General features: G+C 56.6%; 13 protein-coding genes. 6 read left to right on the plus strand and 7 right to left on the minus strand.

Going from position 1 to position 16,795, the window contains the following annotated elements:
* Positions 1-96 precede the first annotated feature (96 nt).
* Complete coding sequence (locus IEV54_RS14525; protein WP_150278989.1) at positions 97-1,782, minus strand: long-chain-fatty-acid--CoA ligase; 1,686 nt, start codon at positions 1,780-1,782, stop codon at positions 97-99.
* A 207-nt stretch (positions 1,783-1,989) separates the two neighbouring features.
* Here IEV54_RS14525 and IEV54_RS14530 point away from each other — a divergent pair, with 207 nt between their 5' ends.
* Together IEV54_RS14530 and IEV54_RS14535 are read left to right on the plus strand one after the other, a co-directional pair.
* Positions 1,990-2,952 carry an alpha/beta hydrolase gene (locus IEV54_RS14530; protein ID WP_150278988.1) on the plus strand — a complete coding sequence of 321 codons (963 nt, stop codon included), beginning with the start codon at positions 1,990-1,992 and terminating at the stop codon, positions 2,950-2,952.
* Positions 2,939-3,409 carry a MaoC/PaaZ C-terminal domain-containing protein gene (locus IEV54_RS14535; protein WP_150278987.1) on the plus strand — a complete coding sequence of 157 codons (471 nt, stop codon included), beginning with the start codon at positions 2,939-2,941 and terminating at the stop codon, positions 3,407-3,409. Before IEV54_RS14530 ends, IEV54_RS14535 begins: the two co-directional genes overlap by 14 nt.
* Positions 3,410-3,544: 135 nt before the next feature.
* Here the strand turns inward: IEV54_RS14535 and IEV54_RS14540 are convergent, their stop codons facing one another.
* From IEV54_RS14540 to IEV54_RS14550, 3 genes are all read right to left on the minus strand, one after another.
* Positions 3,545-4,723 carry a vWA domain-containing protein gene (locus IEV54_RS14540; protein ID WP_150278986.1) on the minus strand — a complete coding sequence of 393 codons (1,179 nt, stop codon included), beginning with the start codon at positions 4,721-4,723 and terminating at the stop codon, positions 3,545-3,547.
* A gap of 31 nt (positions 4,724-4,754) precedes the next feature.
* Positions 4,755-5,600, minus strand: coding sequence for an AAA family ATPase (locus IEV54_RS14545; RefSeq protein ID WP_150278985.1), 846 nt, complete (start codon positions 5,598-5,600; stop codon positions 4,755-4,757).
* Positions 5,601-5,755: 155 nt separating this feature from the next.
* Positions 5,756-6,829: a DUF748 domain-containing protein gene (locus IEV54_RS14550; protein WP_150278984.1), complete on the minus strand. Its 1,074-nt coding sequence runs from the start codon at positions 6,827-6,829 to the stop codon at positions 5,756-5,758.
* A 116-nt stretch (positions 6,830-6,945) separates the two neighbouring features.
* Between IEV54_RS14550 and aceK the strand changes: the two genes are divergently transcribed.
* From aceK to IEV54_RS14565, 3 genes are all read left to right on the plus strand, one after another.
* Positions 6,946-8,649 carry a bifunctional isocitrate dehydrogenase kinase/phosphatase gene (aceK, locus tag IEV54_RS14555; protein ID WP_150278983.1) on the plus strand — a complete coding sequence of 568 codons (1,704 nt, stop codon included), beginning with the start codon at positions 6,946-6,948 and terminating at the stop codon, positions 8,647-8,649.
* Between the two features lie 307 nt (positions 8,650-8,956).
* Positions 8,957-9,163: a cold-shock protein gene (locus IEV54_RS14560; RefSeq protein ID WP_028615072.1), complete on the plus strand. Its 207-nt coding sequence runs from the start codon at positions 8,957-8,959 to the stop codon at positions 9,161-9,163.
* Between the two features lie 222 nt (positions 9,164-9,385).
* A complete protein-coding gene (locus tag IEV54_RS14565; protein WP_150278982.1) occupies positions 9,386-9,967 on the plus strand; it encodes a TetR/AcrR family transcriptional regulator in 582 nt (193 codons plus the stop codon).
* Positions 9,968-10,035: 68 nt separating this feature from the next.
* Here the strand turns inward: IEV54_RS14565 and IEV54_RS14570 are convergent, their stop codons facing one another.
* A complete protein-coding gene (locus IEV54_RS14570; protein WP_150278981.1) occupies positions 10,036-10,410 on the minus strand; it encodes an MFS transporter in 375 nt (124 codons plus the stop codon).
* Between the two features lie 70 nt (positions 10,411-10,480).
* Here IEV54_RS14570 and IEV54_RS14575 point away from each other — a divergent pair, with 70 nt between their 5' ends.
* The gene (locus tag IEV54_RS14575; RefSeq protein WP_150278980.1) at positions 10,481-12,490 is read left to right on the plus strand and encodes a S9 family peptidase; all 2,010 of its coding nucleotides are present in this window, start codon (positions 10,481-10,483) and stop codon (positions 12,488-12,490) included.
* On the opposite strand, the gene IEV54_RS14580 is transcribed toward IEV54_RS14575, so the two are convergent.
* Positions 12,474-15,575: an efflux RND transporter permease subunit gene (locus tag IEV54_RS14580; RefSeq protein ID WP_150278979.1), complete on the minus strand. Its 3,102-nt coding sequence runs from the start codon at positions 15,573-15,575 to the stop codon at positions 12,474-12,476. The two genes, IEV54_RS14575 and IEV54_RS14580, sit on opposite strands and share 17 nt — an antisense overlap.
* Before the next feature lie 5 nt (positions 15,576-15,580).
* Positions 15,581-16,759 (minus strand): efflux RND transporter periplasmic adaptor subunit, encoded by a 1,179-nt coding sequence (locus IEV54_RS14585; protein WP_150278978.1) that lies wholly within the window; start codon positions 16,757-16,759, stop codon positions 15,581-15,583.
* Positions 16,760-16,795: the final 36 nt, after the last annotated feature.

The raw sequence follows: 16,795 nt of genomic DNA on the forward strand, positions 1-16,795 counted from the left end.
GCCGGGCACAGACAACAAAAACCGCCGGTTTTATCCGGCGGCTCTTGTGATACGCAAACCATTACGGCTGGCAACGATGAAGTTAAAGCGGGTAAATCAGACGTCTCGCAATTCGCGGCGCAGGATCTTGCCCACTGGTGTCATCGGTAAAGATTCACGAATTTCAAAGTGCTTGGGAACCTTGTAGCCAGTGAAATTGGCACGGCAGTAAGCCTTGAGCTCTTCGATAGTCAGATCCGGTGAGCTGGGCACCACAAACAGCTTCACGGCCTCGCCTGACTTCTCGTCAGGCACACCAATAGCAGCAGCGTTGGCTACCTTGGGGTGAGCTGCAACCACATCCTCTATTTCGTTGGGGTACACGTTGAAGCCCGAAACGATAATCAGATCCTTGATCCGGTCAACAATAGCAACGAACCCGTCCTCGTCAATAACGGCTACGTCGCCGGTTTTCAGCCAACCATCGGCATCGAAGCTTTCCTTGGTGGCGTCATCGCGCTGCCAGTAGCCCTTCATGACCTGAGGGCCCTTGACGCACAGCTCGCCGCGCTCGCCGATGGGCAGCTCGTTACCTTCCTCGTCTACCACTTTCAGGGCGGTGCTCGGTACCGGCAAACCTACGGTACCCAGGCGCGCCAGACCGCCGCCGGGGCTGGAACACACTACCGGCGAGCACTCGGTCAGGCCATAGCCTTCGCCGATACGACTGTGGGTTTTCTTTTCCCAGCGCTCAGCAGTAGCCTTGACCAAAGCAGTGCCGCCGGAGGTGGTGCCCTTGAGGTGAGAGAAATCGATCTGATCAAATTCGGGATGCTCCATCAACGCGACGAACAGGGTGTTAAGACCCATCATCGAGGAGAACTTCCACTTTTTCAGCTCCTTGACGAAGCCGGGAATATCGCGTGGATTGGTGATCAGAACGTTGTGGTAACCGGCCAGCATCATGCACATGCAGTTCGCGGTAAAAGCGAAGATATGGTACAGCGGCAGGGGGCAGATGATGATTTCGCTGCTGTCACCCATGATTTTTTCACCGCTCTCATCACGCTGCTGAAGGTTGGCGTAAACCTGCAGCATGTTAGAGACGATGTTGCCATGGGTGAGCATCGCACCCTTTGATGGGCCGGTGGTGCCGCCGGTGTACTGCAATACAGCGACGTCATCGTGAGTCTTGTTAACCGGCATGGGAGCCTTGCCCTTGCCTGCCTTTAGCGCCGCCTTGAACGACACTGCCTGGGGCAGATTGAACGAGGGCACCATTTTCTTCACTTTCTTAACGACTGTGTTGACCAGCCAGCCCTTGGCTGCCGGCAGCATATCGCCCATGCGAGCCTCAAAGAGATATTTGAGATCAGTGTCGGGTGCTACTTCCTCAACCAGGTGGCCGAACATGTTCATGTAGATGAGTGCCCGGGCGCCGGAGTCCTTGAATTGGTGGCGCATTTCCCGCGCGGTATACAGCGGGTTGGTGTTGACCACGACAAGTCCGGCTCGCATCGCACCAAAAACGGCAACGGGAAACTGGAGAACGTTAGGCATCTGGATGGCAATGCGGTCACCCGGTTGCAGGTCGGTCTGGGTCTGCAGGTAGCCCGCAAAATCGGCGGACAGTCTATCGAGATCACCGTAGGTGATGGTGGTATCCATGTTGGTAAAGGCAGGACGATCCGCGAACTGTTTGCAGGAGCGCTCAAATACATCAATGATGGAACTGTACTGTGTAGAGTCGATCTCGTTAGGCACGCCGGGCGGGCGTTTGTCATTCCAGAACGATGCTTGCATTATTGTTGTCCTCTTTCCCCGTGTTGGTCTGGCGGGATGAAAACTGAGCTCATCCCGATACAATTATTCCGCTGATTCCCCTTGCTTGACATACAGGCTTGTCAGTCGGCTCACGTCTATGCGTAACTCACAAAATTACCAGCATTGGACGAAAACACAAAATGCTGCCGCGTTTCATTTGGTATACGCATCAGGAGAACAATAATAATGCACGTCCAGACCGATTGGTTGACTGCTGCAGATCAGCAGAAGCTGTTCGTTTATAAGTGGTTACCAGGTACCGCTGAGCCTCGCGCCTGGATACTGATAAGCCACGGCATGGCTGAGCATGCGGGCCGTTATGAGTGGCTGGCAAAGCAACTGAACGGCGCCGGCTATGCGGTGCTTGCCCTGGATCAGCGCGGCCACGGGCAGAGCATTACTGACCAACCGGGACAATTCGCTGACTCTGATGGTTGGCGCAAGGTGACCTCGGACATCGACGCCCTGCGCCAATACGCACTCGCCCTGGCGGACGGCCTTCCCGTCTTTCTTCTGGGCCACAGCATGGGCTCCTATATCATGCAAGGGCACATGATGACCCACGGAGCAGGACTGGCCGGCGTTATTCTCAGCGGCAGTAACGCCCACCCCCCTGCGCTTAGCAGGATTGGCAAAATCGCAGCTGGTATCGAAGGCCGACTGCGTGGCTGGAACAAGCCCGCCGAGACACTCGGCAAACTGAGTTTTGGCCAGTTCAATAATGCTTTCAGACCCAATCGGACCGAATTCGACTGGCTCACTCGCGATCCCGTCCAAGTTGATGCTTATATAGCCGACCCTTTGTGTGGCTTCAACTGCACCGCCCGGCTTTGGCAGGACCTGTTCGGCGGCCTGCTAGAGATCGCCGATACCAGACAATTGGGCCGGATACCTTCGGCCTTGCCTGTTCATATCATCGGCGGCAGTGCTGATCCGGTAAGCGTCGGTACAGGCCTGGCCAAGTTGCAACAGCGACTTATCAAAGCAGGGCTGACAGCTGTAAGTCTGCGGTTGTATGATGATGCGCGCCATGAAATATTCAATGAAATCAACCGTGAACAGGTAGTACGTGACCTGCTCGATTGGCTGGCAAAGCATATGCCGGTCGCTTCCTTCCCCGCCTTGGAGCCTACAGATGCCACAGCTTGAAAACCGCACTTACGATGAATTGAACCTGGGCGACACCGCTTCGATTACCCATCTGGTCACCGAGCGAGACCTCACCCTGTTTGCTGCGGTATCGGGTGATACCAATCCGGTGCATCTGGACGAAGCCTTTGCCGCAGCGACGCCATTCAAGGGCCGCATTGCCCATGGCATGTTTTCCGGCGCCCTGATCTCCGCCGCGGTCGCCTGCGAAATGCCGGGGCCGGGCACCATCTACATCGGACAGGAAATGAGCTTCATGCGCCCGGTACGCCTGGGCGACGAGATTCGGGTGGAGCTGGAGATACTCGAGAAACTACCGAAGAACCGCGTGAAGATTGCCACACGGGTATTCAATCAGGACAACAAGCAGGTGGTGGATGGCGTAGCGACAGTAATGGCGCCGACGGAGAAGGTCAGTATCGAACGGCCGACGCTGCCGGAGGTGACAATCGGCTAAGAGCTGCAAGCTGCAAGCTGCAAGCTGCAAGCGTTGTCAGGATGAGCCCGGGGTTAGATCGGTCAAGCGCAATTCAACGCTCAATCACAAAAACCTCAGTTTCCACCTGACCGCCTGCAGCTAGGGACTTGCCGCTTATTTGCTGAGAAACTTCATCCCCTCTTCCAACCCTTCCAGCGTCAAGGGATACATCCGATCCTCGATCAGGTCGCGAACGATGCGTGTCGAGGTGGTGTAGTCCCAGGTATCCCTGGGGTACGGATTAATCCAGATCATCTTCTTGTATTTCTCCATGAACCGCTGAATCCAGACGTGGCCGGCTTCCTCGTTCCAGTGCTCCACGCTACCACCCGGCTGGGTAATTTCGTAGGGCGCCATGGCTGCGTCACCGACAAATATCACCTTGTAGTCCGGGCCGTACTTGTGCAGCAGATCCATCGTGGCGGTTCGCTCGTTGGTCCGGCGCAGATTGTTTTTCCAGACCGACTCGTAGGGGCAGTTGTGGAAGTAGAAGTACTCAAGGTGCTTGAACTCGGTTCTGCAGGCGGAAAACAGCTCTTCGCAGACCTTGATGTGCGCATCCATGGAGCCACCGATATCGAATAACAGCAGCAGCTTGACGGCGTTGCGCTTCTCCGGACGCATCTGGATGTTCAGCAGGCCAGCATCCCGAGCGGTGTGGTCGATAGTGCCATCAATATCCAGTTCGTCCGGCGAGCCCTGACGAGCGAACTTGCGTAGGCGCCGCAGGGCTACCTTGATATTGCGCGTACCCAGTTCGACCTGATCGTCCAGGTTCTTGTATTCGCGCTGATCCCAGACTTTTGCTGCCTTGCCCTGCCTTTTTCCGGCATCGCCAACGCGTATGCCTTCGGGATTGTAGCCGCCAGAACCGAAAGGACTGGTACCGCCCGTGCCAATCCATTTATTGCCGCCGGCATGACGCTCCTTCTGTTCATCAAGGCGTTTCTTGAACTCCTCGATCAACTTGTCCAGACCGCCCAGGGACTTGATCTTCTCGCGTTCCTCGTCGGTCAGCATTTTCTCGAATTCCTTGCGCAGCCAATCCTCGGGGATCAGTGCCTCGAGAAGTTGATCGAGATTTTGCAGACCATTGAAGTACGCGCCGAAGGCCCGGTCGAACTTGTCGAAGTGGCGTTCATCCTTGACCATCACGGTACGCGCGAGATAGTAGAACTCGTCCATATCGGCAAATACGACATGGTGCTTGAGCGCACGAATCAGATCGAGCAGCTCGCGTACCGATACCGGTACCTTTGCTGCCCGCATTTCATTGAACAGGCCCAAGAGCATGGGCTTCCCCCTTCTTAGCGGATCTGACTTCTCAGCGGTTCTGACGACGTGTCATGAATGCCAGGCGTTCGAGCAGCTGCACGTCCTGCTCGTTCTTGACCAGGGCGCCATAGAGCGGCGGAATGGCCTTGGTCGGATCACGGTCACGCAGCACTGCCTCGGGAATCTGGTCCGCCAACAGCAACTTGAGCCAATCCACCAGCTCCGAGGTGGAGGGCTTCTTCTTCAGGCCGGGCACCTTGCGCACGTCGAAGAAGATGTCCATGGCTTCGGCAACCAGTTCTTTGCGGATATCGGGGAAGTGCACATCAACGATACGCTGCATGGTGGTGCGATCGGGGAAGGCAATATAGTGAAAGAAACAGCGGCGCAGGAAGGCGTCAGGCAGCTCTTTCTCATTGTTCGAGGTAATAATGATGATCGGACGCTGCTTGGCCTTGATAGTCTGATTGGTCTCGTAGACATAGAACTCCATCTTGTCGAGTTCCTGCAACAGGTCGTTGGGGAATTCGATGTCGGCCTTGTCGATCTCGTCGATCAGCAGAATGGAGCGCTCCTCAGACTCGAATGCCTCCCAGAGCTTGCCCTTCTTTATATAATTGGCAACGTCATGCACCTTGTCGACACCCAACTGGGAGTCACGCAGACGGCTCACCGCGTCGTATTCATACAGGCCCTGATGCGCCTTGGTAGTCGATTTGACGTGCCAGGTGATCAGTTTCATGCCCATCGACTCGGCCAACTGTTCGGCCAGCATGGTCTTGCCCGTACCGGGCTCACCCTTGACCAGCAGGGGCCGCTCCAGCGTGATGGCGGCGTTGACCGCCAGTTTCAGATCGTCTGTGGCTACGTAGGAAGGGGTACCTTCGAATTTCATTCCGGCTATCCTCAAGGTAAGTCAGGGCGTGGTATCGCCTGGGACATGCAATACCACCAAAGTTGACTGACGACTATAACGTGAGCGCGGGCGCAGTGTGAACCGATGCGTAGTATTCAGTCACTGAATGATATGCCTTTGCCCGTCCATCCGACTTAGCCATCCTGCGGCTCTCGGCTATCGAAGCCGGAGCTGAAGGCTTCGATAAAACCGTTTCGTAGAATGCCTAAAAAAGCCTGGAGGGGACTGACCTCGGTATCGTTCAGGGTACCGCCGAGGGTGACACGGGTGGCCAACTGATCTTTGCGCTGATTCTTCAGAATGGATTCCCCGCCTCCGACCAGTGCCTCCCATATACCCCGCAGAATTCCCTTGTCCTGATTCTGGATATCCTGCTCGAAGTCGAAGATCTCCACATCACGCATTAGCGGTTTGATATAGCCTTCAAGTTCACCACCCTCAACCGAGGCTTCGATTACCAGCTCACCACTACCTGCCTGGAAATCAAAATTGCCGTAGGCTGAAGCAAAGTCGTTGAGCCGCGGCAGCTCTACCTCGGTGAGCCGCAGTCTGAACGCGAAGTCCTCCATGCGTACCAATGGATCGAATGCAGCCTCTGCTTCCATCGGTGCATGCCCAAGAAACGTGCCTGTCCCCTCCATTGACGCATCACGAGTCCCTTCAAGGTCTTCAGCTGTGCTCAAATTATAAATAGTCAGATCCACATTATTGGCATAGAGATTCACCTGCGGTTCTGTACTGAAATTCCGCAAAGCCAGAACACCATCAACTATCTGCAACTCATTCATCGTGATCGGCAACTGGTCCTGCAGGGTTTCTCGCCAGTCAACGCCCTCCCCGACCTGCTTGTCCTGCTCGTTCTGGGCGTCTACGAAGGTCAGTTCCGGCTCGGTGAAGCGAACCACCGCCACCAACGCACGTTGTTCCCACAAGGTTTTCCAGCTGATCGCTATATCAATCAAGGGGGCCTGGAGCAGCGGTGCCTGCACGTTTCCTTCGATCTTCTCGATACGCAGGTTGTGCAATTCATAGGCGCCTTGCCACCAGAAAAGCTCTACTTCCTCGACACTCCCGGTGTAGTCGCCCATCTGTGCCATATTGTCATTCAACAGATAGCGAACCAGGTGGGCCAATGACAGGTGCAGGATCACCAGGAGAATAATGATCGTCGCTACCACGCCAAAGGTTATGCCGTATTTCTTTCTCATCAACAGATCCTTTTGTTCCGCTATTAATACTGGCTGACTATCCGCATCTCACTCTTTCGCCAGGATGCCAGACTGGCTATCCTGATGGCATTCTCCTACTCAGGTTCGATCACGCCATGCCTTTCAGCCCTGCTACCCTCGCTCAACACATTCTCGACGGATTCGACAGTTACCGCCAAGGCTTTCGCGAGATCACGGCCGGTGCCCGGCGTCGTTTCGAGGAGGCACGCTGGACCGAAATCCAGGAAGCTTCTACCGCGCGCATCAACCTGTATGAGGAATGCGTTGCCGCCACTTCTGCTGCACTCGAACACAATCAGGCCGCCAGCAATATATTGGATGTGTCCGTCTGGCCCCGGATCCGGCTGGCCTATATAGAACTCATTGCCCAACGTTTTGATGACGAGCTGGCGGAGACTTGGTTCAATTCAATTTTCACCAGCCTGCATCACCATGATCAGATCAGTGATGAGACCATGTTCGTGCATACCACGCGTCCTCCGGGACGCCCGCCGTCGCGTATTCCGCTGACGCGGGGTTTCATTTCGGACGGCTCCCTGGACAATCTTGTGCACCAGGTACTGGATGAGCACAAGTTCAGTACACCCTGGGTCGACTATGCCGCTGACTGCAAGATGATTGTAGAGCAGTTGCAAAAGGGCCTGCCGGACTGGGCACAAAATGATCGTGGTCTGACGATAGAGTTGGTGCAGTCGGTGTTCTACCGCAACAAAGGGGCCTACCTGGTGGGCCGCGTGCTCAGCCAGAACGAACAGTGGCCGTTCGTGCTACCACTGATTCATCAGGATAACGAAGGCATCAGTGTTGATACCCTGATCACCGACGAATCCCAGGTATCGATCATCTTCTCGTTTACCCGTTCCTACTTCATGGTTGAGGCGCCAGTACCAGCAGAACTTGTGGCATTTCTCAAGCGACTGCTGCCGGGCAAGCATATGGCCGAGCTTTACACGGCAATCGGCTTCTACAAACAGGGCAAGTCGGAATTCTATCGCGCCCTTATCTCACACCTGGCTACCAGCGAAGATCGTTTCATGATGGCCCCAGGCGTGCGCGGCATGGTGATGAGCGTGTTCACCCTTCCCGGCTTCAATACCGTGTTCAAGATCATCAAGGACAAGTTCGCCCCTTCCAAGAATATTGATCGGGCGACCGTCATCGATCGTTATCGTCTGGTCAAACGTCACGACCGGGTAGGACGCCTGGCTGACACCCAAGAGTTTGCTGACTTCCGCTTCCCCCGCGAGCGCTTCGAGCCGGAGTGTCTGGCTGAACTGCTGGAGGTGGCGGCGTCCACGGTCATAGATGAGGGAGATGTGATCCTGGTTCGTCATTGCTGGACAGAGCGCCGCATGACGCCATTGAATATCTATCTTGAAAACGCCACCGAAACCCAGACCCACGAGGCACTGCTGGATTATGGCAAAGCCATCAAGGAACTGGCTGCTGCCAATATCTTCCCGGGCGACATGCTGCTGAAGAACTTTGGTGTTACCCGCCACGGTCGCGTGGTGTTCTACGACTACGATGAAATCAGCTACCTGACCGAAGTCAACTTCCGGCACATACCCGAAGCCGTGTACCCCGAGCAGGAAATGGCATCCGAGCCCTGGTACTCGGTGGGACCCAATGATGTATTCCCGGAGGAGTTCCCCGTTTTCCTGTTTGCTGATATCAAGCATCGCAGGGCCTTTACCAAGATACATGGCGACCTCTTTGACGCTGACTTCTGGAAGGGCTTGCAGGACCGCATCAAGGATGGACAGGTACTGGACGTATTCCCCTACCGCCGTACCTGAAGGATGGATTCCGACGAGTGGCAGCCCAATTACAAATAAATTTCGCTTAAAGGGTGTTATTTCTTCAATCTGTCGTATACTGAGTTTCGTTCATTTTGTACCGGCAGGCACTGAACGAGCCAGGCGAAAGCCCAGCTTGACAAGGCCAGCACTAAGGTGCAAAGTGAGCGCGTAGGTTTTCAAGATAGAGTAGTAGGCTGCAAGCGCACTTTTCAGTACGTAAGTTTGTCATTCTCGTAATCTTTGATTCCCCGCGCTTTAATTGAGCAATGCTCAAGTTTTTTTAATTTGATAGGAATTATCCGAAATGGCAACTGGTACAGTTAAGTGGTTCAACGACACTAAAGGCTTTGGCTTCATTACTCCAGACGGCGGTGGTGATGATTTGTTCGCCCACTTCTCCGAAATCAAGGTTCAGGGCTTCAAATCCCTCGCCGAGAACCAGAAGGTGTCTTTCGACATCACTACTGGTCCTAAAGGCAAGCAAGCAGCAAACATTCAGGTTATCGGTTAATTCCGAAGCTTGACTGAAAAACCCGGCTCCGGCCGGGTTTTTTATTGCCTGAAATTTGGCTACCCTCCTTCTCTTCTACAGCAAAAAAAACTCGCCTGAAAAGACCTTAAGTCGTACCCTATTGCCCATCAGGAAGGCCGTTTGGGGATCACCCGACGTTGCTTTTACCCGTGTTGCCTTTTCGCAACCCGCCACCAGGACGTCTAAGAGGGGGTTCCCGCAGTGGAAAGCACCGAGTCAAAAAAAATCGAAGATAACCGCAAGCTGACCATCTTCCGCGCCGCCGAAGCCATCGTCAGTGAGCGCGGCGCGTCTCAGTTGACCTTTTCCAGCCTCAGCGAGCGCACCGGCATCGATCAGGCCGATCTGGAGACGCTGTTTCCAGACCGTGAAGCCCTGCTGGCTGCCATGATCGAGCACCGCCTGGAGCGTTTCCGGGTTCGCTGGAGAGCCTATGAGAGCGTTCTGCCAGACGAGCCCATGCGCGAGCTCAAATCGCTGCTGCTGAGCAATCTGAGCGAGTCAAATGAGGAAAAGAACCTGGATTCGGCGATCCTTGCTGCAGCCGCCAGTAATCCGGAATTGCTCCAGACCACCTCTGACGATGTACAGGGGCTGTTCCATATACTCGCCGAGTCTCCGCTAGGTCTGGCTCAGGCAAGTATTCTGTTTTTCTCGGTAAGGGGCTATCGCCTGTTTGAACAGATTGGTATCTGTCCGATGACCGATCTGCAGCGCAGCGAGTTTCAAGAGCAGATCATGCGACTGGCCAGAACGCTGTACGAGCAGAAAACTGAAGAGTGAGCTCTAGCCCGGCGCCGCTGATTTACACAGCGGCGCCATGCGATATGCAGGCAGGGATACAGACAAATTCAGTGCTGACCCCGAGCGTAACGGGTTTCAACCGGGCGCCAACGGATCCAGGCCGCACGCAACAACGCGAAAACGATGTAAACCGCCAGCGCAACGCCCATCACCAGGCTGATGTCACCCAGCATTCGCGCCTCGTTATCACCGGTATCAAGTATGCCATCGAGCAGCAGGATTATAATGCCCGGCGCTTGTGCTGATCCCATCGGATCCACCTTGACTGGAGTGAACAACAGCACTGCCATCGCCACCCACAGTGGCTCGCGCACGAACCACCAGGCAATCCAGCTGGTCATTTTCCACCAGACCAGCCAGCCACATGCGGCTGCCGCCAGGTAGACCAACCAAACTGTCTCGTACTCTGATTCATTGAACATCGGGCAAGTCACCGTCGCTTGATGGAGTGTGCGGCTATAATAGCTTTTTTATCCAGGGAGTCCCAACCAGATGCCAATTCCAGCGCGCCGCGACACCACAGCCGATCCTTATGCCTGGCTAGAGGAGCGCGACAGTCCGGATGTTCTGGCATATCTTGAAAGTGAGAATCAGCTCACCGAAGACTGGTTGCGTGAACATGATGATCAGCGCGATATTCTGTTCAATGAAATACGCGGCCGTATCCGCGAGACGGACATGTCACTGCCCGGCATATGGGGCGCATGGCTTTACTATCAGCGCACTGAAAAAGACGCGGAGTATCCCCGCTTCTATCGTTGCCAGCGGCCGGCTGATAACAGCCTGGAGATTGATAGCGAAAGTGAGAGCTTGCTGCTGGATCTGAACGGGCTCGCTGGCGATGGCTTTCTGCAACTGGGCGACTACTCGATCAGTCCAGACCATCAATGGCTGGCCTACAGTCTGGATCGCCAGGGCGACGAAACCTACAGTCTGTATCTGAAGCATATCCATAGCGGCGAAACTACCGAACTGCCGCTCGATCAGGCTGATGGCAGTCTGATCTGGGCTGCGGACAGCAGCTTCCTGTTCGCTATCAGCATGGATGAAACCTCCCGCCCCGCGCACCTCTGGCGCTTGCATCCAGAGCAGGCGCCGGTACATCTGTTTCATGAGACCGATCAGCGATTCTATCTGCACGTTTATCGCAGCAGCAGCGAACAATGGCTAATGCTCGCGAGCTCGAGCAAGAACACCAGTGAAATACAGGTTCTGCCGGCTGACCAGCCCGAGGGTACGTGGAGACTCATGGCGCCCCGTGTTGATGGGCATGAATATCACGTGGACCATGGCCCCGACGGCCTACTGATCCGTAGTAATGCCGAGGGTGAGAACTTCTGTCTGTACTGCGCAGATCCGCGGCATCCGGCCCAGGACAAATGGCAGCGCCTGGTAGCGACCGATCCAGACCGCACCCTGGAGGACTTCAGCGTGCAGTCCGCGGGGCTGCTGTTGCACTATCGTGATCAGGGCCTGGTCACTCTGGAGGTGCGCCCCGCTGAAGCGCCCCACTACGTAGTCAACATGCCCGATGCGGTCTATAGCCTCCACGTACAGGGTGGCGAGGAGTACAAGAGCGATCAGGTCCGGCTACGCTACGAATCCCTGAATCGACCTGCACAGATCCTGGCGCTGCACCTTGCAACCGGTGCACAAAAGGTGCTCAAGCAGGTACCTGTCGAGGGTGAGTTTGATGCCCAGGATTATGAAGTCATTCGCGAATGGGCGGTCAGCGCCGATGGCACTCGCGTTCCGATCAGCCTGGTCAGATTGCGCAACGCCAAGGCGGGACCTGCTCCGCTTTACCTCTATGGCTACGGCTCCTACGGCGCAAGTATGGATCCATGGTTTTCCCATGCGCGGCTGTCGTTACTACAGCGTGGCTGGCAGTTCGCGATTGCCCATGTGCGCGGTGGCGCAGACCTGGGTGAAGGCTGGTACCAGGCGGGTAAGCTGGAGCACAAGGAAAATACCTTCAGTGACTTTATCGCCTGCGCAGAGCAACTGATCGCTGCCGGCTTTACCAGCAAACGCCAACTGGTCATCGCTGGCGGTAGTGCGGGCGGACTGCTGATCGGCAACGTGATCAACCAACGCCCTGGGCTGTTTGCCGCAGCAGTCGCCGACGTCCCCTTCGTTGACGTATTCAACACCATGAGTAATCCGGAGCTTCCGCTAACCGTGGGCGAATACGAGGAATGGGGTGATATGCGCGATCCGCTGGTGGCAGCACGGGTCGAGAGCTACGCACCCTATGAGCAGGTCAAGAGGCAGGATTACCCTGCCCTGTTCGTCACTGCCGGCTACCACGACATGCGCGTACAGTACTGGGAGGCAGCCAAATGGGTTGCCAAACTGCGTCACAGCAAGACTGACAACAACCCTTTGCTCCTGCGCACCCAGATGAGCGCAGGCCATGGTGGCGCCAGCGGGCGTTACCAGGCCATGCGCGAACTGGCGGAGGAATACAGCTTCCTGCTGGCGGTCATTCCCGACGCTTGAAGCCGCGCTGCTCCAGCAGCATGTAGAACACTGGAACGAAAATCAGTGCCAGGGTACTGGCGGCAAGCATGCCGCCAACTACTACGGTACCAATTTCCTGGCGGCTCACCGCACCGGCACCAGTACTCACTGCCAACGGCAAGCTGCCGATGATGAATGTCAGCGCAGTCATCATGATCGCCCGAAAACGCTGGCGGGCCGCTGTCAGTGCCGAATCGAAGGGCGACATACCCTCCTTGCGGTTCTGTGCGGCAAACTCGACGATCAGGATCGCGTTCTTGGCCGCCAGACCTATGAGTACCAACAGACCGACCTGAAAATAGATATCGTTGGGGAAGCCGCGCAACATGGAAGTCACCACGGCGCCAAACACCCCGAAGGGGATCGCCGTGGCGACCGCCAAAGGCAGACTCCAACGCTCGTACTGGGCAGCCAGGATCAAAAACACCATCAAGATGCCAAGGGCAAAGGCAATGGCCCCGGATGAAGCCGAGTCCACCAACTGGTAGGCCTCGCCTACCCAGCCCAGCTGCGCCTGTGGGCCAAGGGTATCAGCGGCAACTGCCTGCATGGCCGCCAGTGCATCGGCAGTATTGTAGCCTGGCGCAGGGTCGGCGCTAACCTTGGTGGCCGGGTACAGGTTGAAACGGCTGACACTGTCTATGCCCTGGGTTCGCCGCAGGTTCACCACCGAATCGAGTGGAACCAGTTCACCGCTGCCAGCACGCACAAAGACCTTGCCGAGATCCTCGGGATCACTGCGGAACTCGCCCTCAGCCTGCATGTTCACCTGCCAGTTACGGCCTTCGAGGGAAAAGTCGTTTACATACAGCGCGCCGAAGGTACTGCGCATGGTGATGAAAATATCATCAATGGCGATACCCATGGACTTGGCCTTGTCCCAGTCCACGGTGGCATCATAGCGCGGTATGCCGACATCGACCGCAGCGCGAACGTTGGTCAGTTCCGGACGCTCATTGGCTGCAGCCACAAGGCGATCAGCCTCGGCCTTGAGGACCAGCGGATCGCTATCGCCGAGTATCTGCAGGTAGCCTTCCACACCACCGGTCAGGGACAGGCCCATGATAGGCGGCGGCACGAAGGCAAACACATTGGCTTCCTGCAGTTCGGCGCCCAGCCCGGCGATGCGGTTGGCTACCGCCTGTGCGCTATGCTCCTGGCCGGGGCGTTCATCCCAGTCGATCAGCGTCACAAAGGATACGCCGGTATTGGTCCGCAAGCCGCGGTTGAGAATATCGAAACCGGCAAAGCTGGTGACGCCCTTGATCTCTTCCATCGCGACAATCTTTTCGCTGACCTCCTCGCGTACCACCTCGGTCCGACCCAGGGCCGATACCGGCGGTAACTGGTAGACCGCTAGCAAGAAGCCCTGATCTTCCTGGGGTACCAGGCCGCTGGACATCCGGTCGAGAAGAAACAGCGTCGAGCCGATCAGCAGCGCAAAAAGCACCAGTGTGATCTTCGCATGCACCAGCATCCAGCCAACCACCGCTGCAAAACCATCGGTAAGCCGGTCGAAGCCGTCGTTGAACCAGGCGAAGCCGCGCGATGGCTCTGTCTGGGCTCGGTCAAGCAAAATCGCACACATGGCCGGGGTCAACGTCAGGGCAACCACACCGGACAGCGCTACCGAGACTGCAATGGTGACTGCGAACTGGCGATATAGCTCACCGCTCAAGCCACCCAGAAAGGCCACCGGAGCAAATACTGCGACCAGCACCAGGGTCGAACCTACAACGGCGCCGGAGACCTGCTGCATGGTCTTGCTGGCCGCCTCGTAACTGGAGAGCCCTTCTTCCTTGATCAGGCGCTCGGCGTTTTCCATCACGATAATCGCATTGTCGACCACCACCCCGATCGCGAGGATCAATCCGAACAGCGTCAGCAGATTGACCGAGAAACCGAACAGCTGCATACCAGCGAAGGTTCCGATCAGCGATACGGGTATGGCCACCAGCGGAATCAGCGTGGCCTTGAGATGCTGGAGAAACAGAAAGGTGACTAGAAGTACCAATGCCAGTGCCTGGACCAGGGTAATGATCACCTCGCGAATCGACACATCAATAAAGATAGTGGTGTCATAGGGGATATCGAAGCGCAGATCCCCGGGAAAATCAGCAGAGATTCGCTCCATCGCCTGCCGGACATTTTCCGCGGTTTCCAGGGCGTTGGCGCCCGGCTGCAGGTAAATGCCCAGTGGCACGGCGTTCTTGGCATTGAAGGTTGCGCTGAAATCATAGCTTTGCGCGCCCAGCTCGGCACGGGCCACATCCCCCAGACGCAGGGTGCGCCCCTCGACATCACTGCGCAGAATAATCTGCTCGAAAGCTTCCGGGGTAGTCATCCGCCCTGGAGTGCTGACGCTATAGGTGAAGCTCTGACCTGGCGGCGAGGGCTCCGCACCTATTCTGCCGGCGGCGAACTGGGCGTTCTGCTCGCGCAGCGCGGCGGCGACGTCGCTCGGCGTCAGGTCATATTCTGCCAGCTTGTCTGGCCGCAGCCATATGCGCATGGAGTAATCCTGAGCACCAAATAGCGCGGCATTACCTACTCCGGGCAGGCGCACCAGCTCATCAAGTACGTTGAGCAGCGCATAGTTGCTGATTTCCAGGGTACCCATCTGCTCCTGTTCGGATGACAGGGTAATGACCTGCAGAATCGACGTCGAGCGTGCCTGGACCTGCACACCCAGATTACGCACTTCCTGAGGCAGGCGCGCGGTAGCACGCTGCACCCGGTTGTTGATATCAATGGTAGCCTGGTCCGGATCGGTACCGATCTTGAAGTGGACGGTCAACTGCATTGCCCCGGAGTCTGCACTGTAGGACTCCATGTACAGCATGTTGTCGACACCATTGATCGCCTGCTCAAGCGGCGCCGAAACGGTTTCGGCAATGACGCTGGCGCTGGCTCCGGGATAGCTGGCCTGCACGACGATCTGCGGCGGCACTACCTCTGGATACTGTTCTACAGGCAACTGGGAGAGAGAAGCACCACCAGCTATCAGGATCAGGATAGACAGAACGGTGGAAAAGATGGGCCTATCAATAAAGAACTGCAGCATAGGAGCTACTCTCCCCCAGCTGTAGCGGCGTCATCGGAATCTGCAGCGGCATTGCTCATCTTCACGGCCATGCCGGGCATCAGACCCACCTGACCGTTCACCACAACACGTTCACCGGGCTGGAGCCCCTCAGAGATGATCTGACGATCATCGATGATAGCCCCAAGCTCCACCGCACGTTTTTCCACGGTGGCGTTGTCCTTCACCACATATACCTGTGGGCCTTGAGCATCAGCGCCTACTGCCTGGGTGGGCACTGTTATCTGGTTCTCATACCGCTGTAGCACAAGACGCACGCGCACGAACTGACCAGGAATCAGTTGGCGGTCGGGATTGTCAAAAACCGCACGCAGGGTAATGGTGCCGGTGGCACTATCGATGTTGCTGGAGGTGAAATCGATGTTGCCCGGCAGGCTGTATTCAGACCCATCGGCCAGTTCCAGGCGCACTGTGGCGCTCTGACTTTCCTCTTCGAGCTGCGACGCCCGCTGGACAGCCGCGTCCTTCTCCGGCAATGCGAATAGAACGTGGACAATGTCCTGGCGGGTGATGGTCGTCAGCAAGGCACCAACTGCCAGTACGCTGCCCTCAGGCAGCACTTCAAGGCTGGTGCTTCCAGCCATCGGGGCGCGCACCTGGGTGTAGGAGAGGTTGAGCTTTGCCTCATCCAGGCGCGCCTCGGCCTCCGCCAGGCCAGCACGGGCAAAATCCAGTTGCGAGTTGAGCCGATCCCGCTCACTGGCGCTTATGGCGCCGCGCTCGAACAACTGCTGGGCACGGTCCCACTCGCGCTCGGCCTGACGCATCTCAGCCTGTGCGTTGGCCCGTGACGCCTTCGCCTGCTCTGCGACAATCTGCAGAGGCTCAGGGTAAATGATGAACAGCAGATCCCCTTCTTCGACCTGGGCACCTTCACGATAGACACGCTCCTGCAGAACCCCCGGGATACGCGCACGCACTTCCACTTCACGTGCCCCGCGTACCCGCGCTGGATACTCACGCATCAACTCGACATTCGTCCGCTCGACTTCCTCCACTGTGACCAGAGCCGGAGGCCGCTCGCGGGGCTGATCGGCAGACTCGCTGCCACAGCCGGCAAGCAAACCAAGCAATCCGAACACCGCCAGATAGCGGATCAGGGGACCGGGTGAAGACGGTACAGGTACCGAGGTAGCGCTTTGCATAAATCGATATCGCTCAATAGAAGGTGAAGAGGTATG

It is taken from the genome of Halopseudomonas salina (assembly GCF_014637955.1).
Classification (GTDB): Bacteria; Pseudomonadota; Gammaproteobacteria; order Pseudomonadales; family Pseudomonadaceae; genus Halopseudomonas; species Halopseudomonas salina.